Origin of the sequence: Halomicroarcula saliterrae, assembly GCF_031624395.1 — an archaeon.
GTDB lineage: Archaea > Halobacteriota > Halobacteria > Halobacteriales > Haloarculaceae > Haloarcula > Haloarcula saliterrae.
In genome coordinates, this window is record NZ_JAMQON010000001.1 from 1,114,657 (window position 1) to 1,139,467 (window position 24,811).

Annotated in this window: 23 protein-coding genes; 5 read left to right on the forward strand and 18 right to left on the reverse strand. The window is 67.9% G+C overall.

Annotated elements, in window-relative coordinates:
- Positions 1-12: 12 nt before the first annotated feature.
- From NDI56_RS06090 to NDI56_RS06100, 3 genes are all read right to left on the reverse strand, one after another.
- Positions 13-1,005: a DUF7972 family membrane protein gene (locus NDI56_RS06090; RefSeq protein WP_470303403.1), complete on the reverse strand. Its 993-nt coding sequence runs from the start codon at positions 1,003-1,005 to the stop codon at positions 13-15.
- Positions 1,006-1,070: 65 nt separating this feature from the next.
- The gene (locus NDI56_RS06095) at positions 1,071-2,630 is read right to left on the reverse strand and encodes a PH domain-containing protein (RefSeq protein ID WP_310918550.1); all 1,560 of its coding nucleotides are present in this window, start codon (positions 2,628-2,630) and stop codon (positions 1,071-1,073) included.
- On the reverse strand, positions 2,627-3,088 hold the full coding sequence (locus tag NDI56_RS06100; RefSeq protein ID WP_310918551.1) for a PH domain-containing protein: 462 nt from the start codon (positions 3,086-3,088) through the stop codon (positions 2,627-2,629). Before NDI56_RS06100 ends, NDI56_RS06095 begins: the two co-directional genes overlap by 4 nt.
- Before the next feature lie 221 nt (positions 3,089-3,309).
- On the opposite strand from NDI56_RS06100, the gene NDI56_RS06105 reads away from it, so the two are divergent.
- Complete coding sequence (locus NDI56_RS06105; RefSeq protein ID WP_310918552.1) at positions 3,310-4,485, forward strand: spondin domain-containing protein; 1,176 nt, start codon at positions 3,310-3,312, stop codon at positions 4,483-4,485.
- A 16-nt stretch (positions 4,486-4,501) separates the two neighbouring features.
- Here the strand turns inward: NDI56_RS06105 and NDI56_RS06110 are convergent, their stop codons facing one another.
- Positions 4,502-5,125, reverse strand: a complete 624-nt coding sequence (locus NDI56_RS06110; RefSeq protein ID WP_310918553.1) for a beta-class carbonic anhydrase — start codon at positions 5,123-5,125, stop codon at positions 4,502-4,504.
- A 60-nt stretch (positions 5,126-5,185) separates the two neighbouring features.
- Positions 5,186-7,921 carry an ATP-dependent helicase gene (locus tag NDI56_RS06115; protein ID WP_310918554.1) on the reverse strand — a complete coding sequence of 912 codons (2,736 nt, stop codon included), beginning with the start codon at positions 7,919-7,921 and terminating at the stop codon, positions 5,186-5,188.
- Between the two features lie 93 nt (positions 7,922-8,014).
- Between NDI56_RS06115 and NDI56_RS06120 the strand changes: the two genes are divergently transcribed.
- Together NDI56_RS06120 and NDI56_RS06125 are read left to right on the forward strand one after the other, a co-directional pair.
- On the forward strand, positions 8,015-8,800 hold the full coding sequence (locus NDI56_RS06120; protein ID WP_310918555.1) for an ArsR/SmtB family transcription factor: 786 nt from the start codon (positions 8,015-8,017) through the stop codon (positions 8,798-8,800).
- Positions 8,801-9,037: 237 nt separating this feature from the next.
- Positions 9,038-9,799, forward strand: coding sequence for an MBL fold metallo-hydrolase (locus tag NDI56_RS06125; RefSeq protein ID WP_310918556.1), 762 nt, complete (start codon positions 9,038-9,040; stop codon positions 9,797-9,799).
- Between the two features lie 3 nt (positions 9,800-9,802).
- Here NDI56_RS06125 and NDI56_RS06130 read toward each other — a convergent pair whose 3' ends face one another.
- The 5 genes from NDI56_RS06130 to rqcH all read right to left on the reverse strand — a co-directional run bounded on the left by NDI56_RS06130 (position 9,803) and on the right by rqcH (position 15,980).
- Complete coding sequence (locus NDI56_RS06130) at positions 9,803-10,960, reverse strand: sensor histidine kinase (protein ID WP_310918557.1); 1,158 nt, start codon at positions 10,958-10,960, stop codon at positions 9,803-9,805.
- A gap of 111 nt (positions 10,961-11,071) precedes the next feature.
- Positions 11,072-12,139, reverse strand: a complete 1,068-nt coding sequence (locus NDI56_RS06135; RefSeq protein WP_310918558.1) for an mRNA surveillance protein pelota — start codon at positions 12,137-12,139, stop codon at positions 11,072-11,074.
- 38 nt (positions 12,140-12,177) lie between these two features.
- Positions 12,178-12,903: a DUF4013 domain-containing protein gene (locus NDI56_RS06140; RefSeq protein ID WP_310918559.1), complete on the reverse strand. Its 726-nt coding sequence runs from the start codon at positions 12,901-12,903 to the stop codon at positions 12,178-12,180.
- Positions 12,904-13,038: 135 nt separating this feature from the next.
- The gene (locus tag NDI56_RS06145) at positions 13,039-13,695 is read right to left on the reverse strand and encodes a DUF4013 domain-containing protein (RefSeq protein WP_310918560.1); all 657 of its coding nucleotides are present in this window, start codon (positions 13,693-13,695) and stop codon (positions 13,039-13,041) included.
- A 146-nt stretch (positions 13,696-13,841) separates the two neighbouring features.
- Positions 13,842-15,980, reverse strand: a complete 2,139-nt coding sequence (rqcH, locus tag NDI56_RS06150; RefSeq protein ID WP_310918561.1) for a ribosome rescue protein RqcH — start codon at positions 15,978-15,980, stop codon at positions 13,842-13,844.
- A gap of 97 nt (positions 15,981-16,077) precedes the next feature.
- Here rqcH and NDI56_RS06155 point away from each other — a divergent pair, with 97 nt between their 5' ends.
- Complete coding sequence (locus NDI56_RS06155; protein ID WP_310918562.1) at positions 16,078-16,455, forward strand: truncated hemoglobin; 378 nt, start codon at positions 16,078-16,080, stop codon at positions 16,453-16,455.
- Between the two features lie 6 nt (positions 16,456-16,461).
- On the opposite strand, the gene NDI56_RS06160 is transcribed toward NDI56_RS06155, so the two are convergent.
- From NDI56_RS06160 to NDI56_RS06175, 4 genes are all read right to left on the reverse strand, one after another.
- A complete protein-coding gene (locus tag NDI56_RS06160; RefSeq protein WP_310918563.1) occupies positions 16,462-17,496 on the reverse strand; it encodes an NAD(P)/FAD-dependent oxidoreductase in 1,035 nt (344 codons plus the stop codon).
- 72 nt (positions 17,497-17,568) lie between these two features.
- Positions 17,569-18,282, reverse strand: a complete 714-nt coding sequence (locus tag NDI56_RS06165; RefSeq protein WP_310918564.1) for an MBL fold metallo-hydrolase — start codon at positions 18,280-18,282, stop codon at positions 17,569-17,571.
- Positions 18,283-18,348: 66 nt separating this feature from the next.
- Positions 18,349-18,810, reverse strand: a complete 462-nt coding sequence (locus NDI56_RS06170; RefSeq protein ID WP_310918565.1) for an SRPBCC family protein — start codon at positions 18,808-18,810, stop codon at positions 18,349-18,351.
- Between the two features lie 9 nt (positions 18,811-18,819).
- A complete protein-coding gene (locus NDI56_RS06175) occupies positions 18,820-20,475 on the reverse strand; it encodes a tRNA uridine(34) 5-carboxymethylaminomethyl modification radical SAM/GNAT enzyme Elp3 (protein ID WP_310918566.1) in 1,656 nt (551 codons plus the stop codon).
- Positions 20,476-20,629: 154 nt separating this feature from the next.
- Here NDI56_RS06175 and NDI56_RS06180 point away from each other — a divergent pair, with 154 nt between their 5' ends.
- Positions 20,630-20,764: a hypothetical protein gene (locus NDI56_RS06180; RefSeq protein WP_310918567.1), complete on the forward strand. Its 135-nt coding sequence runs from the start codon at positions 20,630-20,632 to the stop codon at positions 20,762-20,764.
- Positions 20,765-20,991: 227 nt separating this feature from the next.
- Here NDI56_RS06180 and NDI56_RS06185 read toward each other — a convergent pair whose 3' ends face one another.
- From NDI56_RS06185 to NDI56_RS06200, 4 genes are all read right to left on the reverse strand, one after another.
- Positions 20,992-21,480 (reverse strand): cupin domain-containing protein, encoded by a 489-nt coding sequence (locus tag NDI56_RS06185; protein WP_310918568.1) that lies wholly within the window; start codon positions 21,478-21,480, stop codon positions 20,992-20,994.
- 39 nt (positions 21,481-21,519) lie between these two features.
- On the reverse strand, positions 21,520-23,733 hold the full coding sequence (locus NDI56_RS06190; protein WP_310918569.1) for a DHH family phosphoesterase: 2,214 nt from the start codon (positions 23,731-23,733) through the stop codon (positions 21,520-21,522).
- 75 nt (positions 23,734-23,808) lie between these two features.
- The gene (locus NDI56_RS06195; protein WP_310918570.1) at positions 23,809-24,072 is read right to left on the reverse strand and encodes a hypothetical protein; all 264 of its coding nucleotides are present in this window, start codon (positions 24,070-24,072) and stop codon (positions 23,809-23,811) included.
- A 21-nt stretch (positions 24,073-24,093) separates the two neighbouring features.
- Entirely contained in the window at positions 24,094-24,726 is a 633-nt protein-coding gene (locus tag NDI56_RS06200; RefSeq protein ID WP_310918571.1) for a YIP1 family protein, read from the reverse strand.
- Positions 24,727-24,811: the final 85 nt, after the last annotated feature.

The following is a 24,811-nucleotide window of genomic DNA, read 5'->3' on the forward strand; positions in this document are numbered from 1 at the left end:
GCCGGTCGGCGCTCACTCCTCCTGTGTCGGCGTCGTGAACGGGATTATCGCGGCGGTCCGCTCGGCGACGGTCGCGGTCCGGACGATGAACGACGCGAGCACCGCGAGCGGAACGAGGCCGACGGTTATCACCACCGGGACGACCAGACGAAGGAGCGACCGCGGGAGGGCCGCCCCGTCGGACGCGGTAAAGACGAGCAGCGCCACGGTCACGACGACGACGGACGGGAGCCCGGCGTAGAACAGCAGCCGCGAGAGCTTCGCCAGCTCCTGCTGGAGGTAGACCGACTTGAGGTACTGCCGGGCGATGTCGATGTTCTGGAGGAGCTCGACGAGCCCGTCGACGGCGTCGTCGATGTGGTCGGGCATCCGGTCGGCGTGGCGCGATTTGATCTGTCTGAGACGGTTGATATCGCGTGCGTAGTTGGTGTTCAGCGTCGTCGAGAGGACCTCGAAGGTCCCGACGTCACTCGTCTTGAGGAGGTCGTCGACACGGTCGGCCGACCGGGTTATCTCCGTGACGACGCGGTCGATGTCAGACGCCAGTTCCGCGTCGGCCTCGGTAGTCGAGAGCCCGCCCAACCGCTGGGCGCGCTGGCGCGTCGTCTCGAACAGCAGCCGGAGAAACCCCAGCGGTTCCACGGGCGCTATCTGCCCCGCCTCGTCCTCGATGGTCCGGCGGTAGTCGATCATGCCGTCTATCTCCGATTTCAGGTCGGGCGGCGTCCGTAGCTCCCGGGAGAGCAACAGCTGGTTGATGGAGACGACGACGGTGATGATGGTCAGGTTCCCCGTGATGAGGCCGCTGAACACGTACAACATGGCCTCGTAGCGCCGCAGCGGGACGGCACCGGAGAGCGTCACCGCGACGACGACCGCGAAGATACCGACCGCGATCGCGGCGGCCACGGCGGTCCGTGAACCGGTCAGCAACAGCCACGATTCCGCCGTCGACATGGAATCGTCCCCCGTGCGCTCGTCGCGTTGCCCCCGTGCAGGACACATACCCGAGCTAGCGGGCCGAGGCTGAAATGGATACCTCCGGACGCTGTCAGTTCCCCCGGTTCGCGCTACTGACCCGTCCCACGCCGTCGCTCCAGCAGGTCCGTGTAGAGCCGCTCCCGGAGCGTGTCGCGGAGCTGTGCGGCCCGCTCGTCGTCCACGTCGTAGGCCCGGGCGGCCCCGCCGAAGATACTGCTCGTAGACGCCGTATCGGCGGTCACCGTCGCGAGGTCCCGGCGGCGCTGGAACGGCGACCGACCGACGAACACGGTCTGGACACGGTAGTACGGGACGACGCGCGTCGTCTGTCGCCAGAACCCCGACCGGGTCGCCAGCACGTCGTCGTCGAGGGCGACGCCGCGGTGTCGCCAGCGGAGGTGTGCCGCGGGCGGGACGAGCGCGAACAGCCCGCCCAGGACCCACCAGTAGCCGCTGCCGAGCAGGAACGTATCCACCGCGTAGCCGACGGCGGTCACGACGCCGGCGACGATGGCGAAGCGCGCGGCGTAGCGGCGCCGTGCGCGAGTCGGCGCACGCTCGAAGTCGAAGTCGTCGAACGGCTCGATGTCGCGGGCCAGCGCGTACACGTCCGCCCGCGGTGCCATCGGGATGGCGACGCCCTGGGCGGACTCCTGACTGCCGCCGCTGTAGCCCGCGGTCTCGACCACCAGCGTGGCGAGCCCGAACCGGCGCATCGCCACGTTCTCGCGTATCGAGACGGTCTGGACCTTCGAGAGGGGAATCGTCCCGCTGTACCGGCGCAGCAGGCCCCGTTCGTAGCGCAGGTCGTCGCCCTCGCGGACGAGCCGAAAGTCGTAGTACTCCACGAGCGTCAGGGCGACGCTCAGGACCAGCGCCGCGACGAGGAACTGCGCGAGCGTGAGGAGCGCAAGCGCGACCAGCCGCGGCGGGCCGAACGCTTCGAGGACGGCCAGCGAGAGGCTGGGTGGGCCACCGACCACCCCCAGATTGTACCGGAGCACGGTGGTGAGGATGTCGATGCCCAGCGGGAGCCCGACCAGCAGCAAGACCGGCGCGGCCGGGCGCACGGAGACGACGGCGTAGGTCAGGAGGTCACGGAGGTCGAACGCGAACAGCTCCTCGGTGTCGGGGCCGGCGGCTGGCGCGGAAGCGTCCTCGCGGAGCGATTCACCGTCGGCCTCGGCGGGCGCTTCCCCGGACTCGGGCGACGTCTCGCCGTGGCGCTGGACCAGACGGCGCAGGCGGTCGGCCTCGGCCTCGTCGACGGCGTCGAGTGTCGCCTCGGTCGTGGCCCCGCCGGCGGTCTCGAAGGCCACGACGGCGAGCCCGAGCAGCCGGTTCACCACCCCCTGGGTGATGTCGACGTTCTGGATTCTCCCCAGGGGAATCTCTCTGGACTGCCGGGCGAACACGCCCGAATCCACGGCCAGCGTGTCGCCCTCGATCTCGTACGTAAAGCGGTAGTACCGCGCCAGTGCGAAGCCGCCGACGAGAAGCGCCAGCGCCAGCGGCACGAGTGGGATGGTCCAGGCGGGCAGCCCCAGCACACCGACCATCGTCGTCCCGGCGATGACGCCGAAGAAGGCGCCCTGAACCAGCCCGCGACCGACGCTCACCGCTCCGCTCAGGGGATGAAGCCGTCTCATACTGCGTCCGTGGCCTCGCTCTCGCCGGCGAGCTCGCGGAGGCGCTCGCGCAGTTCGGTCGCCCGGTCGGGCCGCAGTCCCGGAATCGTGATGTCGGCGCCGCGGGAGCCAGCGGTGTAGACCACGACGCTCGCTAGCCCGGCGGTCCGTTCGACCGGGCCGCGGGTAGTGTCGACGTGCTGGACCCGGACGTACGGCACCGAGGTGTCGGTCCGGGTCACGACCCCGCGGACGAGAAAGAGCGAATCGTCTTCCAGCGCGAACCGCCAGATTCGATGGGCGAGGACGGCGTGGACGGCGCCGACGAGGACGAGCGCGACCCACCCGCCGACGGCCAGTTCGAGGGGCACAGCGACGAACAGTCGGTCGACGGCGACGAGAAGCCCGAGCAGGACGAGACCGGCTATCGCCGACCGACCGGCCCAGAGGAACCTGACGCGGGGATGCAGCGACTCCATATCGGCCAGTGGTCCGAGACGCGGATTAATCGTTTGCTCCCGCGCCGCGAACATCTAGAAATACATACACGACAGGCTGTCAGCGCCCGCCGTTCGGGCAAGTGTGAACAGCGGAAGAAAGTGTGCGGGCGTCAGACACCGATTGTGGGGGGAAATTGGAACGGAATCGAAACGGATGTTGAAAAATCTATATTCAAACCCCTGTCGTCGTCCCCACTGTAATGTCAGAGAACTCGACTCGACGGAAGTTCATCGCCGCGACGGGGAGCGCGGCCGCGCTCGCCATCGCCGGCTGTAGCGGGGACACGGGGAACGGGACGCCGTCCGAGAGCACGGCGACCGGGGAGATGACCGAGGGCGACATGACCGAAGGCGGAATGGACGAGGGCGGTATGACGAGCGAGACCACCGTCACCGTTCGCATCGAGAACGTCGCGCCGACGGATTTCTACGGCTCGGACAGCCACACCGGCGGCGCCGTCTGGATAACGCCGGGGGCCTACGCCGTCCACAGCGGCGACAACCCCATCTACACCGAGGGCGAGTCGGCCTCTATCGGGCTGGAGGCGCTGGCCGAGGCCGGCCCGCCGACGGGCTTCGAGGGCGAGCCCGGCCTCGTCGACGAGCTGGGCGGCATGGGCGACGGTGGCATGAGCGACGGTGGCATGGGCGACGGTGGCATGAGCGACGACGGTATGGGCGACGACGGCATGGGCGACGACGGTATGGGTGACGACGGTATGGGTGACGACGGTATGAGTGGCGACATGGGCGGCGTCGCACACTCCGGGGCGTACACACCCGAAAACACCGTCGCCGACCCGAACGACCCGATGGGCGAGGTGCCCGGCGCACCACCCATCGCACCCGGCGGTGCCTTCGAGTTCGACGTTCAGGCCACGCCCGGCCAGAAGCTCTCCTTCGCGAGCATGTTCGTCCCGTCGAACGACGTGTTCCTCTCGCCGGGCGCCGACGGCATCGCGCTGTGGCCAGAGGACGGCGAGCCGGTCTCGGGCGACGTGACCGACAGCGTCCACCTCTGGGACGCCGGCACGGAGCCAAACGGCCAGCCCGGCCAGGGACCGGACCAGGCGCCCGCCCAGAGCAGCCCCGACCAGGGCGACGACGAGGGCGGCGTCGTCCAGCGGCTCGAAGACGTCGGTGACGGCTATCGCTACCCCGACGTGAGCAACGTCATCAGCGTGACGCTGACGCCCCACGGCTCGATGGGCGACGGCGAGTCCATGGGTGACGGCGAATCCATGGGTGACGGCGAGTCCATGGGTGACGGCGAGTCCATGGGTGACGGCGAATCCATGGGTGACGGTGAATCCATGGGCGACGGTGAATCCATGGGCGACGGTGAATCCATGACTGACGGCGACTCGATGAACTGAGCCGTCGTCCGGACGCCTACACGCGCTCGCTGATCTCGTCCCCGATCCGGTCGCCGGGGCGACGCAGGTGGCCGCTCTCGACCTCGTAGACGTAGCCGGTGACGGTCACGTCGTCGGGAATCAGCGGATGAGCGCGGAGATACGCGACCTGCCGCTCGCAGGCCTCGTCGATGTCGTCAGTCATCTTGAGCCACTCGTCGAAGGTCGCGTCGCCGATATCCAGTTCCGGCAGCGACGGGTCGAGGTCGAGGTCCGACAGGTCCCCGCTGACGGCGGCTTCCAGCCCCGCGACGACGTCCTCGTCGCTGGCGCTCATCATCCCGCAGTCGGTGTGGTTGACGACGATTATCTCCTCGGTGTCGAAAAACTGCAGCGTCAGCGCCGCCGACCGAACGACGTCTGCGGTGACCTTCCCGCCGGCGTTGCGGAAGACGTGCGCGTCGCCGAGTTCCAGCCCCAGTACCTCCTCGACGGGAATCCGCTCGTCCATGCAGGCGAGGACGAACAGTCGCTTGTCGTTCGGGATGTCCTTGCGCCGGCGGCGCGCCCAGTCGTCGCGCGCGTCGACTGACTCGTCGACCCACTCGTGGACGTGACCGGCCTCGGGCGGTTCGCGGTCGTCGTGTGTGTGGTGTGCCATCAGTACCGCTACCGAAGCCAGCGTCATCACTCTTGGCACCGAACCGACACGAGCGGCGCGTCAGTAGTCCACCGGCACGGCGTCGTCCTCGATTTCGTCCAGTACCCGGCGGTGGAACTCCGCGAGCACCGCGGACTCGTCCTCGGCGAGTACCACGTCGCTGGCCATCAGGGTCGCGAGCCCGAAGGCCCGGGGCGACGGCGAGTCGACTCGAATCGTCCCCACAGCGACCGCGCCGCGGTCGATATCGGTAAGCACGTCCTCGATAGCGGCGACGTTGAGTTTGTCCTGCAGAATCTCCCGGTAGGTCTCCTCGACGACGGCAAAGTCGCCGAGGTCCTCGGCGAAGCCAAGCAGCATCTCCGCGGAGACCTGCTGCTCGCTGGCCGACTTCTCGTACCCCTTGTAGCGTTTGAGTATCATCAGCGAGCGCGTGGCGTTGATGCGGAAGTACCGCTGGAGGAGGTCGGTCCCGTCGAGGGCCGCCCGCAGGTCCGAGCGCACGTCCGCCGGGTCGATGTCGTCGACGATGCGCTCGATATCGACCTTGCGGTTCAGCGGCATCGAGAGGGTGAAGCCGTTGTCGGCGACGGCGACCTGGACGTTGGCGCTGGCCGCCTGCGCGACCCGGTAGGCCAGCAACCGCGAGAAGCCGTCGTTGAACCGCCGACCGTAGTTCGAGTGGACGTGGTAGTGGCGTTCGTACTCGTCGTGGTCCATCGCCTCCTCGATGACGAGGCGTTCGTCCGTGGCGACGCTCTCGCTCCCCGCGTAGGCGACCTGTTCGCGGAACATCCGAGCGATGGCCCGGACGCTGTTCTCGTCGAGGGGGAACGTCCGCAGCCAGTTGCGCACCTCGGAGAGCCCGCCGGCTTCGAGCTTCTCCAGTAGCTCCCGCTGGAAGCCGAGCAGTTCGCGACCGAGGTCGTAGGAGAGGGGCAGCCGCTCGGAGAACCACGAGGGCACCGTCGGCCGGGCAGCGGTCGGGTCGACGTACACCTTCGAGCCCCGGCGGTACCGGTACTCGTAGTTCGACCCGCCCAGGACGAACACGTCGCCTTTCTCCAGCGTGTCGAGGTAGGACTCGTCTAACTGGCCGACCCACTCGTCGCTCCCGCGGGTGACGACGTCGCAGGTAAAGGAGTCCGGGATGGTGCCGATGTTGGTCATGTAGATGACCCGCGCGAGCCGCCCGCGCTTGCCGACGAGGTGCTCGCCCACGTCGTACTCCTCGTAGTGGTGGTCGCCGTCGGGCGGGTCGTTGGTGTCGCGCCAGATTTTCGCGTAGACGTTTCTGTCCTCCAGCCCGGGGTAGTCGGCGGTGAGATACCGACAGAGCTGTTCCCAGTCGTCCTCGGTGTAGTTCCGGTACGGGTAGGCCCGTTCGAGGATGCCCCTGACCTCGGCCTCGGGTCGGACCGCGTTGATGGCCATCCCGTAGACGTGCTGGGTCGCCACGTCCTGTGGGTTCTCGGGGATGAACACGCGGTCGACGAACCCGTCGGTGGCCTTCCCGAGCATCACCGCACACTCGACCAGCTCGTCGCGGTCCAGCGCGATGACACGACCCTCGACGGTCTCGCCGAGCTGGTGGCCGGCCCGGCCGACTCGCTGGAGCAGGGCGGCGACGGACTTGGGCGAGCCGACCTGCACCACGAGGTCGATGTAGGGCATGTCGATGCCGAGTTCGAGGCTCGTCGAGGTCGTCACCACGTCGAGCTCGCCGTCCTTGAGCGCCCCCTCTATCTCGTGGCGCTTGTCCTTCGAGAGCGAGCCGTGGTGACAGCCGGAGTTCCCCTCGTCGTAGTCGTCGTAGCGCTCCCGGAGGTTCTGCAGGACCCGTTCGGCCCCAGAGCGGGTGTTCGTGAACACGAGCGTGTTCGTGTGGTCCTGCACGTGCTCGTGGAGCTGTCGGTAGAACCGGTCCGTGACGACGCCGCTGGGGGTGTCGATGAGGTCGTCGGTCGGGCAGGACAGTTCCACGTCGAGGTCGCGGACGAAGCGGGTGTCGACGATTTCGTAGGGGCGAGCGTCGCCGCCGGGCTCGTCGCGGCCGACGAGGAACTGTGCGACCGTCTCCCGGGGCTCGACCGTCGCGGAACAGCCGATGCGCGTCGGCGACGAGTCGGCCATCGCCTCCAGTCGTTCGAGCGACACCGAGAGGTGGGTGCCCCGCTTGTTCTCGGCGAGGCTGTGAATCTCGTCGACGACGACGTACTCGACGGTTTCGAGCTTCTTCCGGAACTTCGGCGAGTTGAGTAGTATCGCCAGCGTCTCCGGCGTGGTGTTGAGGATGTGGGGCGTCGTCTCCAGCATCTGCTGGCGCTCCGCGCTACTGGTGTCCCCGTGTCGAATCGCGTGGCGAATCTCCACGTCCTCGCCGCGCTCGTCCAGCTTCTCGGAGATACCTTCGAGGGGAACGGTCAGGTTCCGGTGGATATCGTTGGCCAGCGACTTCAGCGGCGAGACGTAGAGGCAGTAGACGCTGTTGTCGAGGCTGTCCTCGCGGGCCTTCGCGAACAGCTCGTTGATGATCGCGGTGAAGGAGGCGAGGGTCTTCCCCGACCCGGTGGGCGCACAGACCAGCGCGTTCGTCCCCTCGTGGATGAGCGGAATCGCCTCCTTCTGGGGCGGCGTGAAGAAGCCGCCGTTGCCGGGGACGAACTCGCCGAACTGCTCGGTCCACCACTCCGCGACCACGGGCGCGAGCCGTGAGAGCACGTCGCCGTCGTCGATGTCGACGGTCGCCACGTCGAAGTCGGGCGCTGTGGCGTCCAGCCGCGCTCGCGGGTCCATCGTCTGGGTTGTGGTTGGCCCGGACGGACAAGTGGGTTCCGGGACTGAGCAGGGTCCACGAGATTCATTACGCTGGCCGTCAGTGATGGCGATATGTCCCTGCTGCCCTCCCGCGGCCCCGACACGAGCACGTCACAGGACGGTGAGTTGCAGATCGTCGGCGTCGACGAAGACGTCTCCGCCGTCCTCGATGCCCTCTCCTCGGAGACGGCCCGCGATATCCTCAACGAAGTCTACGACGAGCCCGGAACCCCCTCGGAGCTGGCCGAGCGGCTCGATATGTCCATCCAGAAGGTCTCCTACCACCTAGAGAAACTGGAGTCGGAGGAGCTCATCGCCGTCGCCGGCACCCAGTACTCCGAGAAGGGTCAGGAGATGACGGTGTACGAACCGCCCGAGGACCCGCTGGTGGTGTTCGTCGGGACGCCGGACCGCAAGCGGACGCTGCGCTCGCTGGTCGAGCGGCTCGTCCCGGCTGTCGGCCTGCTGACCGCGGCGAGCGTGATGATTCAGGTCTTCTTCGGACGCCTGCCCGGACTGCTGGGCTCGCCGGAGACCGGCGGGGAGTCGTCGTCGGGGGCCGATGTCGGCGCCAACGAGACCGAGCCGACACCGGAGACGGCGCCGTCGCAGGAACCGACGGCGACTCCGGAGCCCACGTCGACGGACGGCGGCGGTGGCGGCATCCAGATTATGGAAGCCACGGAGGAACCGACCGAGGAGCCGTCCACTGTCGTCGAGATGACCGAGACGGCGACCGAGACGGTCACGAGCGCCGCGTCCGGCGGCGGGCTCGACCTCGAACCCGGCGTCGCCTTCTTCCTCGGCGGGCTGCTCGTCCTGACCGTCGTCGGTCTGACGTGGGCCTACACCGAGTAGGGGCATCGATAGGTCAAACGCGGTTTTGAGTCTCGGATGGACTTTTTGTCTCCCTCGTGGAAGCCATAATCGGGCCGTCACCGGGCACGCAGCCCACGTGTCCTTGCCCCCTCAGAGACGGCCACCCCCCATCGCTTCCCGGTTGGTTCCCGCCCTGAAGCCCCTCCAGTCGGCGTCCCCGCCGACGTCCCCGCTGACGCACCAACCCATTTGGCGCTCCACCCGCTTGTGACAGACATGCGACTCACGTTTCTCGGCACCGGAAGCGCGATGCCGACCGGCCGGCGCGCCCAGTCCGGAACACTCCTGACGGCCGACGGGACGGCCCTGCTCGTCGACTGTGGCAGCGGCGTGCTCGACGCGCTCGCGCGGACCGATATCGGGTACGAAGGCGTCGATACCCTCCTGTTGACCCACCACCACCTCGACCACGTCTCCGACCTCGACGTGCTCATGAAAGCGCGCTGGCTGGCCGGCGAGACGGAGCTGACGGTAGCCGGCCCGCCCGGAACCACCGCGCTCGTCGAGGACCTGCTCTCGGTCCACGAGTACATGCAGGACCGACTCGACCTCACGCTCGTCGACATCGAAGGGACGACGTTCTCGCTGGCGGGCTTCGAGGGCGAGCGCATGGAGACGCGCCACTCGATGCAGTGTTTCGCCTACCGGCTCACCCCGGCGTCGGGCGGCCCGACGATAGCGCTCAGCGGGGACTCCGAGGCGTTCGCCGAGCTGGTCGAGTTCGCCGACGGGGCCGCGGTGCTCGTCCACGACTGCTCGTTTCCGGACGACGTGGACGTCTCGAACCACCCGACGCCGACGAGCCTCGGGGCCGCACTCGCCGGGGCCGACGCGGCGGTCGGACGGGTGTATCTGACCCACCTCTACCCGCACACGGAGGGACGCCACGAGGAGATGCTCGACTCGCTGGGCGAGGAGTACGACGGCGACGTGCGCTTTGCGGAGGACGGGCTCTCGATAACGGTCGACAGCGTCTGAGAGTCAGGCCCGCTGGAGCGTCACACGGAAACTGGCGCCGCCCGCGTCGCTCTCGCCGACCGTCACGTCGCCGCCGTAGGACTCGGTCAGCGCGCGGACGAAGCCGAGGCCGAAACCGGTCCCGGAGCTCTCCGGGCCTTTCGCGCCCATCTCGAATATGTCGGTCCTGACCGCCTCGGGCACGCCGCTGCCGTCGTCCGCGAACGTCACGACGACGTCGCCGTCACCCGTCTCCTCGACGGTGATACCCATCTCCACCGCGCCGTCGTTGTGGACCGCGGCGTTGGAGACGAGATTGGTGAACACCGAGTCGAGCAGGTCGCCGCTGTAGACCCGGTAAGCCGCCGTCGACGGGTCGAACTCGACGGTGAGCTCCGGGAAGTTCGCGGACACCTCGGTGACCGTGCTCTCCAGGATGGGTCGGAGGTCGCGGGGTTCGGGCTCGTCCTGGGCTTCGAGCGTGCTCACCAGGTTACCGACCCGCTCGATGAGGTCGGCGGAGCTCTCGGCGGCCCGCTGTATCTTGCCGACGTAGTCGGCGGTCTGGCCCGCCACCTCGCCCGCGACGGCGTCGGCGAAGCCGGCGATTATCTGGAGGTCGTTCCCCAAGTCGTGGCGCAACAGACGGTCGTACATCTCTATCATCTCCTTTCGCGCCTGCAAGTCCTGCCGGGCCCGTTCGAGTCGCTCCCGCGAGCGGATGTTGCTGATAGCCGTGGCCGCGTGAGAGGCGAGGATTTCGAGGGGGCGACTGTACTCGTCACCGAACGTGTCGACCGACGTCGACCGAGTGACCAGCACCGCGGTCACCTCCCCGCCGACCTGTGCCGGTACTGCGAGTGTCGCTGTCACGTCCGAGTCCGGATCCAGTCCGGCGTCGCTGCCGGTCGTGACGACGGTCTCGCCGTCCTCGAACGCCCGCTGGGCCACCGGTCCGGGTCTCCCGCCCTGGGTCAGCCGCGGGTTCGTGCTGTGGACCACCCTGAGCTCGCCGTCCCGGACTTCGATAAACGTCGAGTAGGAGAACTGAAACAGCAGGGACATCGCCTCCAGCGTCAGCGAGACGACCTCTTCGACGGTCTCACACCGGTTGAGCGCCTGACCGTACTTGTTGAGGTCGGCTACCTGTCTGGCGAAATTCTGCTGTTCCTCGAATGACATTCTACGGCATCTCCTCTATCGTCTTTAATTATTTAGTTACAGTATAAAAAAGGGCCCCAACAATTACCAGAAACGATATCTTCCGACGGGCAGCGGCCCGCTACCGGAGAGTCAGTCGAGCCGATACCGCAACAGCGCGGCGATACCACCGAGGTTCGAGAGCTGCTCGCCCGGCGCGAACTCCGCCGAGAAGACCGTCACGTCCCCGCCCTTCTGTTCGGTCGTCTCGATGATGTGGTCGACGTCGACGTCCCAGTCGCCCTCGTCGGCCCGTTCCAGCCGCAGCCGCTCGTCCAGCACCAGCAGAGTCTCGATAGCGCCGAAATCGGCGGCTTTGGCGACTTCCTCGGGGCCGTAGGCGACCTCGCTTCCCTCGCCGATGCGGGCCATCAGCTCGTCGATGTGGTCTGCCTCCTCGGCGATGCGGGTCTGCTGTTGCACGTCCTCGACGGCGCCGCGTTTCAGCACCTCGTGGACGCCGCGGTCGCCCACGGACGCGGTGTCGACGACGGTGATCTGCTCGGCGATGTCGGGAATCGCGTCGCCGAAGTAGTCCAGAGCGTCCTGCTTGGTAAAGCCCGGTCCGGCGAGGATGTACGCGTCCACGTCCTGTCGTTCGAGCACGTCCGCGAGCTCCGAGAACAGCTCGTCGCGGGGGCGGGCGTAATCGCCCTTGCCGGTCGTGGACGTGATGACAGCGCGCTCCTCGGTCCCGTACTGGGCCACGGTGTGGACGTGGGCCTCGCCCTCCTCGACCGTCGCGATGGCGACGTCCGGGTTCTCCGTGGCCTCGACCGCCTCGTCGAGCCGGTCGTTCTGGTCCGGCTTCCACCGTTTCTCGATCGTCAGCTCGGTGTGTTCCTCGACGTTGAGCGTGTGGTGAAAGCCCAGCTGGTCCTCCCGAGAGCAGTCGACGATGTCGCCGCCGACCCGCAGGCGGTTGGCGAACTTCGCGAACTCCACGTCGGTCACCTCGATTTGCAGCCACATCGGCTCGCGCTCGCCGCCCTTGTCCCGGAGCGTGTCGTCGTTGCGCTGGATGCGGCGGGTCGTATCCCCGGAGACGTGGTCTCCGGGCTCGACGACGTAGGAGAGGTGCCAGAGGTCGTCGAGCGTCTCGGGGACCAGTTCGACGCGCTCGCGACCCTCGCCGGTGGCTTGCCGGCTCTTTATCTGCATACCCGAACTGCGCCGCCCGACCACAAGTGCCCTGCTATTCAGACCGCGGGCCGGCCGGCAGCCGCTCCCTCGTCGCTCGTCTCCGAGGCGAGTTCAGTCTCCGCGACGCCGGCGCCGATAGCGTAGGCGCTGGCCACGTTGCCGTAGAACGTGACGAAGGGGACGAGCACGGCACCCACGAGCGTGAGCGTGAGCGCGCCGCCGACGACCTGCGCGAGAAAGCCGATGACGAGTGCGACCAGCCAGGCGACGACGTAGCTCCCGTCGGTCCCGACCCTCCGGAGCGTCGACGGCGAGAACGCCGACCCGAATCGCCCGGTGCGGGCGTAGGCCGCCACCGCGGCCGGGACGAGGTAAAACGCCGCCAGCAGGGCGACGATTCCGAGCAGCGTGACGGCCAGCGAGACGAGGACGCCGAAGACGGCGACGGCGCTGCCGCCGTTGCCGCCGACCCCGACACCCACACCGACCGGCACGAGCAACACGAACAGCCCCGCGACGAGTACCGCTGTCGGTACGAGCACGTAGACGACGGAGATACCGAACACGACCAGTCCGTCGACGAGGAGTTCCTCCCACTCGTCGAACGCCGGCGCCACGTCGGTCTCCCCCTTGGCGACCTGCCTGATGACGCGCACCAGATAGCCATAGACGAACAGTATCGGGACGAAAAACACGCCCAGGAGACTCAAGACGCCGCCGATAGCGAGCGTCTCGACGTTCCGTTCACCGGTCGACGGGTACGTGATTGCGTCTTCGAGCATTGGAACCTCCGTCACTGACCCCGGTCGTCGACGGTGGAACCGAACCACCGCGCTACCGCAGGTGACAGTAACGGCTAGAGGTTCCACGACTGCAAAAATAAACGTTTGCTAACAGTACACCGGCTACCGAACCGCTCAGGCCGCGGGCTGGCTGGCCGGGGCGTCGCGCCCGTCGTCGACGGCGGGCATCTCCCGGACCGCCGAGCCGATGGCGTACGCGCCGGCGACGTTCCCGTAGAACGCGATGAAGGGAACGAGCACGGTGCCGATGAAGACGGCCCCGAGCGCGCTGGAGACGATACCGGCCAGCAGGCCGATACCGAGGGCGACGGCCCACCCGGTCGCGTAGGTCTTGCTGAACGCGAGCACGCGCAGTTCACGCGGCGAGAACGCCGCGCCGAGGCTGTCCGTGCGAACCCAGGCCACGACGGCCGCAGGGACGATGTAGGCCGAAAGCAGCGAGACGACGAACACGAGCAGCGCGGCGACGAGGGCGATGAGCCCCACGACGAGGCCGCTCCCGGCGCCGTTGCCGCCCAGACCCAGCGTCGCGCCGCTTGCGAGCACTGCGACCACCGCGATAGCCGCGGGAATCAGCGCGTAGACGAGACCGATTGCGAACGCCTTCGCGCCGTCGGTCAGCAGGTCGCCCCAGTCGTCGAACTCCGGCGGTTCCTCCACGCCGTTCAGGACGTGTCGGAGCGAGCGGACGACGTATCCGAACGCGGCGAGTGCCGGGACGAAGAGGAAGCTCAGGAAGAGCAGTATCCCCCCGATGGCTACGTTTTTCACCGCGCTGTCGCTGTTCCGTGGGTAGTTTAGGGCTTCTTGAAACATGATTGTCCGATACCCGGCGGCGAGTCGCCCTGTCACACGGCTCGTCGTCTTGTACCTACCTATACTACGACCAACAAGTATATAAGGTTGCGTGAGCCGTGCTATTCGTCGACCATCCGGCTCCCGCCCGGGGGCAGGAACTCCTGAATCAGGTCGGGGCTGGCGACTTTCCGGACGAACGTCTCGTCCGTGAACCGTTCCTTGAACACCCGGTAGAGCCGCTTTGCGATGTCGTTCTGGGCGTACTGGCCCGGCTCGACGGCGACGCTCGTGGCGACGTCGCCCTCGATGGCCGCCGGCGGCCCGCCGACGACCTGCGTTCGGTCCTCACAGGTGATGCCGACGGCGACGCCGACCGGCGTGTCCTCGAAGTACGTCCGGTCGCCCCGCACGGCGAACCCGCCTTTCTCCAGATACTCGCCGCTCTCCGGGGTCTTCGAGACCTGGTCAGGGTCGACCATGTACACGTCGCCGGCGAACTTCCCGTCCTTCCAGACGGAGCTGTACGAGACGGCGAACTGCGCGGCCTCTTCCAGCGAGGACTGCGGGAAGTCGACCTCTTTCGCGGCCTCGCTCGGTCCGGTGGCCTTGAGTACGGTGACCGGGCCGCCGTGGGCCTGCGCGTGGAAGAACTTGTCACCGCCTTCGAGATACTTCTGGACCAGCTGTTCGTTGTCGTCGGCGTCCCGGCCGCCGATGACCAGATAGCCGTCGGAGGTGTGGAACCACCGGAACTGCTCGTACCACTGCTCGTTGTGGCGGACCGGAATCGACTGTTCGGCGAGCCAGTCGGTCGGTTCGTCCTCGCTGTCGTCCTCCTCGGCGTCGTGGTCGCCGTCGTCGGTCGCCCACTCGTCGCGGCGCTGTTTGACGTCGTCGAGGTCCTCCCGGGTGTCCTCGATGGCCGCCAGCGCGCCCGCTTTTTTCCCCTCGATGCGTTTGGCCTCCTTGTACAGCTCGTCGGCGTTCTTCTCGACGCCGGTGTCGGCGTCGACGGTCACGCGCGTGCCGTCGATATCGAGCGTGACCGTCCCCTCGCTGCCGTCGACGCTCACGACGGCCTCGGCGGCCGGGATGCCCCGGTCGGCGCCTTCCGCGAACTTCGCCTCGATGTCCGCCCACGGCACGTCCGCCTCGCGGGCGCTCCGGACGGTCGAGAGCACGTCGTCGACGAGGTCGTAGTTGGCATACAGGAGTTCGGCCTTCTCTCGTTCGGCCTGGGCGTCGGCCTCGAAATCGTCGATGGCCTCCTGCTGTTGCCTGATGATGTGCTCGTACTTCGATATCTCGCTCTCGAAGTCCGGTCGCTGGGTCTCGCCGCCCTCGACCTCCTCCTCGCGTTGGAAGTTGTAGAAGTAGTCGTCCAGCGCGGCGTTGAACGAGTCGAAGCGCTCGCTGTAGCGGTGTTCGTACTCCTCCAGGGCGACCGGGGTGGCGTCGACGCGGCGGCGCTCCGGGTCGCCGTCCTCGTCGGTCTCGCCGTCGAGTTCCTCGTAGTACACCCGCGGGTCGAGGGGCCCCTCGGAGAGCTTGGTCGCGAACTCCGAGACCACCTCGTAGAGGCGGTCGAGTTGCGCCTCGGTGAGCTCCTCGACGGGCTCGTGGTAGTCGATGCCGGCCCGCGTACAGAGCTCCTCCCCGTAGAGCCCGCCGAAGTTCAGCTGCGTGGCGAGCGTGCGGACGAGGTCGGCGTCGGAGTCGCGGACGCGAGCGACGAAGCCGTCGTAGTCGACGGTCAGCGGATTGAACCGCGCCGAGGGGAACTCGTAGGGGGTCCCCGGCGCGACGGTTCTGGACTTCAGCCGAACGGTCTCCAGACAGTCGATGACCTCGCCGTGGGTGTCGAGCACTGCGAGGTTGCCGTCCCCGAACAGCTCCGCGACGAGCGTCGTCGAGCCGTCCCCGCGCTCGAACTCCAGTTCGAGGATGCGGTCGAACTCGAACTGCTCGACGCGGACGAGGTCCGCCCCCGAGAGCCGGTTGCGCAGCATCATCGCGAAGTCGGGCGGCCGGCCGGGCGCGTCCGGGACGTGGTCCGCCGCGGCGACGTAGGCCCCCTTCACGTCGCCGAGTTCGATGATGAACTCCACGCGGCCCCGGTCGAAGTCCCGCAGCTTCAGCCGCACGAGGTCGTCCTCGGCGTAGAGATACGCCTTGTCGAGTTTCGCCCCCGTGTACTCGGCGAGTTCGGCCTCGAGGGCGGCGAGGTCGACGCTCGTCAGTTCCCGCTTGTGGTCCATGTCGGTGGCTGTCGGCGCCCGCCCAAATGCCTATCGGGACGGACGCTGGGCTCGGCCGGACCGGGAAGCGTTAGGTCCTCCCCACCCTACCGCTCGCATGGCAGAGGAGACGCTGTACGACCGGCTCGGTGGCCGCGACGGCATCCGCGCCGTCGTCGACGAGTTCTACGACAGGTTGCTCGCGGACGAGGACATCGGACCGCTGTTCGCGAACGCGGACATGGCCCAACTCAGGCGAACGCAGACGGATTTTCTCTGTGAGGCCGCGGGCGGGCCCGAACGATACGACGGACCGCCGGTCCGGGAGGCCCACGCACACGTCCCGTTCACACCGAGTCTCATCCAGCGGGCCATCGCATTGCTCTACGGGAGTCTCGACGCGTTCGACGTGGCGGACACGGATGCAGAGGCCGTCGTCGGGGCGGTCGCGGCCTACGAGACGGACCTGCTCGCCGGCCCGGACGACGAGGGGTGAGCCCGCTCAGTAGTCCGCCCCGATCCGCTCGCCGACGTCCAGCCCGTTCCGGACAGCCGCGTGCAGTCGCGGTTCGCTGGCCACCCAGTCGCCGGCGAAGTAGAGGTCGTGGTCGGCCGCCGGGGCGAGCGCGTCGCGGTCGACCGTGTCCTCCGGCTGCGCGTAGCGCCAGTGCTGGTGGTCCGTCCAGTCGGGGTCGGTGAGCCGGTCGTCACCGAGCAGGCGGGCGGTTCGCTGGGCGATTTCGTCGAGGATGCGGTCGGGGTGGGCGTCGTAGTTGGCGACCGACCACGGCTCGTTCATCTGGACCAGCAGCAGTGACTCCCCCTCGGGCACGTGGCCCGCTTTGCACTCCTCCCGGGCGAGCCAGCCGATATCGTGGGCCTTGTCGGTGTTGACGGCGGCGTACCACGGCACGTCCAGCTCGAAGGGGTAGTGTAACATCCCGGAGACGACGGTCCGGTACGGCACCGAGGCGACGGTCTGGCGCAGGTCGCGACAGTCGTCGTGGTCCCAGGCCGCCTCGCCGAGCAGGTCCGCGGTCTGGGGCGCCGGCGGCGTGAGCAAGAGCGCGTCGTAGTGGCCGCGGTCTGTCCCCTCGGCGTCGAAGACGCGCCAGCCGCCGGCGTCGCGGTCCAGCGTCTCCACGCGGACGCCGTTGTGGACGGTCGCGTCGGCCGCGGCGAACAGTCGCTTTGCGAGCTGTGTGATGCCCGACTCGTAGGTCCACTTGTGCTCGTCGCTGTCCCGACCCTCGCCGACGTCGCCGTCCCGCTCGAAGGCGTAGATGGGCGCCTCGACGTCGACGAGTCCGTCGCTCGGCAGCGTCTCGGTCACCAGCTCGGTGACGCGCTCGTCGTCGTCCTTGAGGTAGTTCGCCCCGTATTCGTAGATGCAGTCGTCCTTGCGTCTGGTGGCCGCCCGCCCACAGACACCGCGACTCTTCTCGAAGACGGTCACGTCGACCGGGTCGTCCCGGAGCGCGTACGCAGCGGCGGCGCCCGCGCCACCGGCACCCACGATAGCCAGGGTCGAGGTCATGTCCGAACCGACGGGTGGCGCGAGTAAATAACCCGGCCCAAACAGCCCCGAACCGTCAGCCGGCGGCCGGTGTCACAGCCGCCCGGCGAGCGCGCGAAGCGCCGCGTGGCCGCCGGTCACGAGCGGGTCGCCGTGACCCATCGCCGCCACGTCGAAGGCCGGAATCCGGTCGGCGAGCGCTCCGACGCTCTCCCTGAGCTGGACCATGTCGTAGGAGTCGCCCCAGAACGGCGTCGTCAGCCCGCCGTCGTCGGCGGCCCAGACGAGGTCGCCCAGAAACGCGGCGGACGCGCCGGCGTGGTGAAACACGGTGTGGCCCGGGTTGTGGCCCGGCGTGTGGTACGCGGTGAACCCGCCCACCGTCTCGCCGTCCGACAGCGGCTCCAGCGCGAGGTCCGGGAGCGGAAAGAGCCGTCGGCTCGCCCGGTGGAACAGGCCCTTGTGGTGGAGCAGTTCGGGATGGACGCGTCGCTCCAGCAGGTCGAGGTCGTCCCGGCCCACGGAGACCGGGCCGTCGAACTCGGGGACGAGCCTGTTGAGCCCGCCGACGTGGTCGAGGTCGTAGTGGGTTAGCAGCACGCGGTCGAGGTCTCCGGGGCCGTACCCCACTGCGTCGAGTTCGTCGGCGATGCTCGGCCGGTTCCACCACAGCCCCGTATCTATCAGCACTAGTTCCTCGCGTTCACCCCCGAACTGGCGCTCGTCGACGAGGTAGGCGTTCGAGGCCAGCGGCGGGAGGAGCCCGAGTTCAAGCAGCCAGAGGCCAGGGCGAAGCTCTCGGACCATACCTCACAGAGGGTATCGGCGTGGAAAACGACACCGTATCGTGCGTGGTGGTCTCTGTCACGCAGCTCAGTCGTTCAGGAATCGCTGCCACTCGTCACCTTCGGCCACCGCACGCAGTGCCGTCGCGTGGTAGTCGATGAGCCGCTGCAAGCGCCGTCGGGCGACGGGCTCACCCGTCTTCCCGAGCGGACCGAACGGCATCGCGAACCGAACGCTGTCACGCATCAGTGTCCCACCTTCGCAGTCCTCGAACGTGTGCTCGTGAACGAGCGAGCCGAAGACGCCGGCGCGCTGCTCGTCGACGAACCTGTTCGGTCGGTCCATGACGGTCACCTCGGCGGTCAGCTCGAACGGTACGCCGAACTGCCGCTGGCGGAAGGTAACGAAATCCCCGAGTTCCAGCAGCCCGGTCGCGCCGATCGCCTCCTCCGCCGGCATCGTCTCGACGTGAGCCTCTACGTGGCGCGCGAGGTCGAACACTCGCTTTCGGGGAGCGTCGATACGCGTTTCCCTGAGAATCCGTCCCATGGGGGAGTCCTACAGTCGCTTCGAGACGTACGGCCCGTCCTGCTTGTACCCCAGCTTCTCCCGGTAGTACTGCCGGACGCCGATGCCGGAGATGACGGCGATCTTCGAGAAGCCGGCGTCGCTGGCGAGTTCTTCGGCTTTCGCGAGCAGGCGCTTGCCGTACCCCTTGTGCTGGTGGTCGTCGTCGCCCGCGGTCTGGCCGACGCCGACGGAGTTGCCGTAGACGTGGAGTTCCCGGACGAGCGCGGCGTCCCGAAGCTCTCGGCGAACGGGGTCGTCGGGGAAGCGCAGCCGACAGAACCCGACCAGCACGTCCGTGTCGAAGTCCTCGAACGAGATGAAATGCTCCGTGCCACCGCAGGCCTCGTAAGTCATGACGTCGAGTTCGACGTCTTCGGCGACCTCGTCCTTGTGGCCCGCCTCGCGACAGCGGATACAGTCACACGACCAGTCGTGGTTCTCCATCTCCTTCCAGGCCAGCTGGCGGAGGTTGGACTTCCAGACGCCGCCCTCGATGAAGTCCGCCGGGATGTCGCGCTGGACCCGCTGGAGCCGGGTGTATCGGGGAATCATGTCCTTGATCTCGCCGACGAGCTTCGCGGCCTCCTCGTTTTGCAGCGGGTCGAAGTCGTTCTTTTTCCACCAGTCGTAGGTGACGGTGCCGGGGACGACGAGGGTCGGGTAGATCTTCAGGTAGTCGGGCTTCCAGCGCGACTCCGAGAAGAGGCGCCGGAAGTCCTCCAGACACATCTCCCTGGACATCCCGGGCTGGCCGGGCATCATGTGGAAGCCGACCTTGAACGCCGAATCCCTGAGCCGGCGGTTGGCGTCGATGCTGGCCTGGACGCCGTGGCCCCGATGCATCTCCCGGTTGATGCGCTCGAAGGTGGTCTGGACGCCGACCTCGACTTTGGTGGCGCCCAGCCGGAGCATCCGGTCGATCTGCTCCGGGTCGCACCAGTCCGGCTTGGTCTCGAACGTGGTCGCGACGTTGCGCACGTCGGCCGTCTCGTTCTCGGCGACGACGTCCTCCAGATACCGGAACTCGTAGTCGTCCTCGGCGAAGCTGACGCCCTCGGCGGGCGAGGGGTCGGCGTCGACGTCGAAGTCGTTCATCGCCTCGATGGCCCGCTTGACGAACCACTCCTGGTAGTCGTGGCTCCGGGCGGTCATCGTCCCGCCCATGACGATGAGTTCGGCCTTGTCGACGGGGTGGCCGATCTCGCGCAGCTGGTTCAGCCGCAGCGTCACCTGTCCGTAGGGGTCGTAGTCGTTTTGCTCGCCGCGGGCGGCGGCGGGCTCGTGACCGGTGTAGGACTGGGCCGAGGAGAACTCCGAGTCCGGGCCGCCGGGACAGTAGAGACACTTCCCGTGGGGACACCGATGGGGCGAGGTCATGATGGCGATGGGCGAGACGCCCGACGCCGTCCGCACGGGTTTGCGCTGGAGGACCTCCTCCAGCACCTCGCGGTGCTCCTGTGGCGCGTAGTCGAGCAGTTCGGAGTTCTGTGGGACCTTCGGGGCGGAGAACTCCCGACAGACGTCTATCTTGGCGCTCTCGACGTCGTCGCGCTCGACCTCGCCGGCCAGGATGCGGTCGACAAGCTCCGCACACACCTGCTGGAAGGCCTCCGTCTCCTCGGGGTCCGTCGTCTCCGTGCTCATCGCTCGTACCCGAACTGGTCGTCTCTGCCGAATAAGCGTGTCGCTCGGGCGTACGCTGTGGCCCCCGTCGGGCCGGCCACCTGTCCAAGGACCGTCGATGACATATATATTGTATTATGCCAGTAGTTAAGTAGTTTAGATTTGTCCATCGGGTATGAAAGAATCACCCGTCCCTCGCCGATACCAGCTCGGAATCAGCTCGATTCCGCCGCTCGACGACGATTCCGACGACTCCGCGGACGAGCCACACTGCGGAACGGACGAGCCGGACCCCGACAGCGGCGAGTAGCGCCGATACGCGTCGTCCAGCTATCACTCTCTCAGTCAGCGCGGAGCCGTCGCGGCGCGCTGACACGCACAGGATTGAAGACCGCCGAGTCCTTCTGTGTGCGTATGACGACTGCAGACAGCGACCGGCCGCAGTTCCGGGGCTGCGTGTTCTGTTACTCCGCGGAGTGGGCGGTCTACGGCGCGAAACGCGCCGTCGGAGCGGCGAAAACCGACGACTGAGCCGGGCTAGTCGTCCCAGTAGTCCAGTTCGGCGTGTCGGTCCAGATAGGTCGATATCGTCCGCTCGTCGCTGTCGCCGCCGGGCGCGGCGCCGGCATAGAGGCCGACCATCTCGCGGTCCGGGTAGACCGTGATGTCGGGCTCGTCCATGGTGCCACTCATCAGGAGCCGGAGGCCGTCGTCACCGGCTTCGACGTCGTGGGCGCTCTCCTCGCCGGCCGGCAGCGCGACGTAGTCGCCGGCTTCGAGGTCGTGTTCGGTCGCGTCGGGACCGAGATAGAGGGTCCCGCCGCCGTCGAGGACGAATATCGACTCCTCGTTGCCCTCGTGGTAGTGTCGCAGCCAGAGCCGTTTGCCCGCCGGCACCTCGTACAGGCTGGCGCCGAGTTCCTCGCCGCCGGCCGCCTCGGCCAGCTTCTTTCGTCTGAACTGGCGGTCGCCGTGGTCGTGTTCGGTCCACCCGACGTCGTCCGCGTTGACGGGGCCGTCGCTCATACCGAGTCGACAGCGAGCGGGGAAAAAAGTCCTGCGTCGCTACAGGGCCGCCGCGAGCCGCTCCAGCGTCGCGTCGAGCACCGCGTCGCGCTCGCCGGCGAGGTATCGGATGGAGCCGTCACGAACGCTCCGGGTCGTCACACCGCCCTCGGGGACGGCCTCGTCGACGTCGGCCACCAGTTCGTGCAGGTCCACGTCGGCGTCGGTTCGGACGTACAGCGTGTCGGTGTCGACGCCGACGACGGCGTCCGCGTCACCGCGAACCGAGCGGTGGAGCTCGTCCAGCAGGAGCGTCTCCGGCGGGAACTCGTACTGGTGGGAGTAGGCGTCCGTGTCCAGTACGGCGACCGTCGCGTCGTCGACGGTTCGGTAGTCGAGGTTGGCCTCGGCTGTCGCGACCTCTTCGTCGACCTTCTCGCGGAACTGCTCTGCCACGTGGCCGGCGAGCCCGCCCACGTCGCTCTCGTCGTCGCCGAACACGAGGTCGGTGATGAGCTCGCGCTTGTCCTCGTAGGACTGGTAGTGGGCCTCCAGCGCGACGGCCTCGCGGAGCTGTGCGACCGCCTCGGCGTCGTAGCCCGCCGCGTCGGCGAGGTCCACGTAGGCCTCTGGGGCGTCCTCCCAGAAGCTGACAGCCGGCAGGTGGCGCAGGTCCTCGCGCACGTCCCCGTTGACGTGGGCGGCGACGTTGGCCGCGAGCGCCGTCGCGGTCGTGTCGGGCGCGTCGGCCAGGCTCGGCGAGACGACGGCGTCGACGGCGTCGGTGACCGCGCCGTCGACCTCGATGTCGTCGACGACGACGGTGGGCGCGCCGTAGACGTTCAGCAGGTCGAAGCCGTCGAGGCTCTCGCGGGTGCCCCCGGCCGCGACGAAGACGAACAGCGGGAGCGCCTCGTCGTGGCGCGCGCGGTTGTCCAGCATCTGCGAGGTGTCCTTCGTGGCGTCGTCCATGTCGTAGACGCCGCCCTCAAGCGGTCGGCGGTCGAAGTAGTGGTACTGCGCGTCCGACCGCCGGTGCTGGTCGGTGACGAGCGGGAGCGTCGCACGCTCCAGCGCGCTGCCGGCCAGATAGCCGTCGGCGGTGTTGGCGTGGCGGACGATGACCGGACGGTCAGTGAGCACGGCCTTCCGAATCTCGGTGGCCGCCTCGACCAGGTCCGCGGAGAGGGCCTCGATGGTCGGGTCCTCGGCGAGCGGGGAAACGGCGTCCGGTCGGGCCTCGTCGTCCAGCGCGTCGGCGAGTCGCTGTTCGACGGCGTCCCGTTCGGCCTCGTCGAGCACGGCGAGGTCCTCGGTCTCGACCTGCAGTTCGCCGCGGCGTCGGCGCACTTCGCCGTCGAGTCGGGCGAAATCGCCCTCTTCGACGTCGGGGTAGGCGCGGACGCCCGCTTCGACGAACGCGGCGCAGTCGACGGTGCCGGTCTCGTCGTGGAGCTCGAAGACGGTCGGGCCGGACGTCTGCCGGACGCCGACTATCTCGCCTTCGAGTCGGATGTCGTCGCCGACGTGGTCTTCGAGGCTACCGATGGCGACTGTCGCCGGGGCATCGTCGGTCGTGTCCGAGTCGGCGTCGGCTCCGTCGCCGGCCGTTCCCTCCGTGGCCGTCTCGGTGCCAGTCGACGCGACGACGGCCGTGTCGGTGGGGTTCTCGGCGTCGGTGGTCTCGCCGACCGTGCCGACGGCGGTCCCCTCGGAGTGGTCGTCGTCGGTCGCCGTCTGCTCGTCGGTCGCCTCGTCTTCAGTTCGGGGCGCCGGGTCGCTGTCGTCGGCGTCCGCTTCGACCTGGTCGGCGTCGCTCGCGTCTTCCGTCGAAGGGGACTGAGCCGACGGCCCGTCCCCGTCAGCGTTTCCCGAGTCGTCCTCTTCCTCGTCCAGCAGCGTCGAGTGCCCCACGTCGGGGTCGTCGACGAGGACGCCGCGGAACTCGCGTTCGGCCTGTCGGATGGACCAGCCGAGATCCACGTTACCGTTGTCGCGGACGTTCTTGACCTGCACGTACACCTCGTCGCCCGGCTCCCAGTCCAGCGAATCGAGTCGCTGGTCCAGTTCGCTGCGGTGGAGCAGGCCGGTGACGCTGTCACCGATGTCGACGAAGACGCCGAACTCGGCGAAGCCGTCCACGTTACCGCGGTAGTATCGACCAACGTTGAGCTGGTCGGCGCTATTCCCTCGGAACTCGAACAACGCGTCCTCCTCGTGGAGGTCACAGATGTGTCCGTCGACGGATGTGCCGCAAATGATACACGAACCCATTGACCGATGCAAGCAGGTGGGGCCTAAAACTGTTGTCGAATTCCGCGCGAGAGAAACGGGTGGGTACTGACGGGCTCAGTCTAGCACGTCGCCCTCGGATTCGAGCATTTCGAGCCCCTCTGCGACCGCTCTGGCCTGTTCGGGGAACAGGGCGACCTCTATCTCGCTCCCCTGTTCGTCCTCGAAGGCGACTTTGACGCGCTTGTCGCCGTACTCGCGCACGTCGACACCCTCGATGTCGTACATCTTCACCGTCGCCTGCTTGTTCGACGGGCCGACGTTCTTGAACGCGCCGTCTTTCAGTTCGAGCATGAAGTCGTCGATGTCCAGCGTGAGCATACCCGCCCTACGCGCCCGCGACTAAAGTCCGCTCGCACTCGCCAGCGTCGTCAGGGCGTCGAAGCCCCGGAAGCCGTAGCCAAACAGTATCGCCGCCGGCACGGCACCGACGGCGACCGCTTTCGGCAGGCCGATGTCGTGGACGACGGTCGTGCCGACGACGTACAGCGCGGCCCCCCAGAGCGTGACGAGCACGCGGAGCTCCGGGAACGGGAGCCCGGCGACGACGCAGGGGGCCATCGCGTAGCACATGACCTGGACCGTCTCGCTGATGCCGCCCCGCTCGGGCGCGGTCGGGATGAGCAGGAGTGTCTGGATAGCCGCGGTCAGGTGGACCGTGATGGGCGCGACGAAGACGATGATACCCAGCAGGGCGAGCGCGGCGACGCCGGGCGTGAAATCGCCGATAGCCGGGTACTGGAACGGGCCGGTCGAGAGGACGCCGCGGCTCGCGAGTTCGACGACTGCGTACCGGCTGGCCTCCTCGACGAGGACCACCAGCGACGCGAAGATGAGCCCCGGCGCCTGGTCGCCCGGGGCGATGCCAGTCCGGAAGAACCGTCGCGGTCGCCGGAGGACTTCCGCCCAGGCCCGCACGATGGCCACCGGCCCGCGGTCGCGCCCCGTCCCGGTGGTCTCGACCCACTGTGTCACGACTGTGGGTGAGGACTCGGCCAGTAAGAGAATTCCGAGTCGCAGTCAGCGGCGCCGCTCTGGCTGCCCATTACGAGTTCGGGCA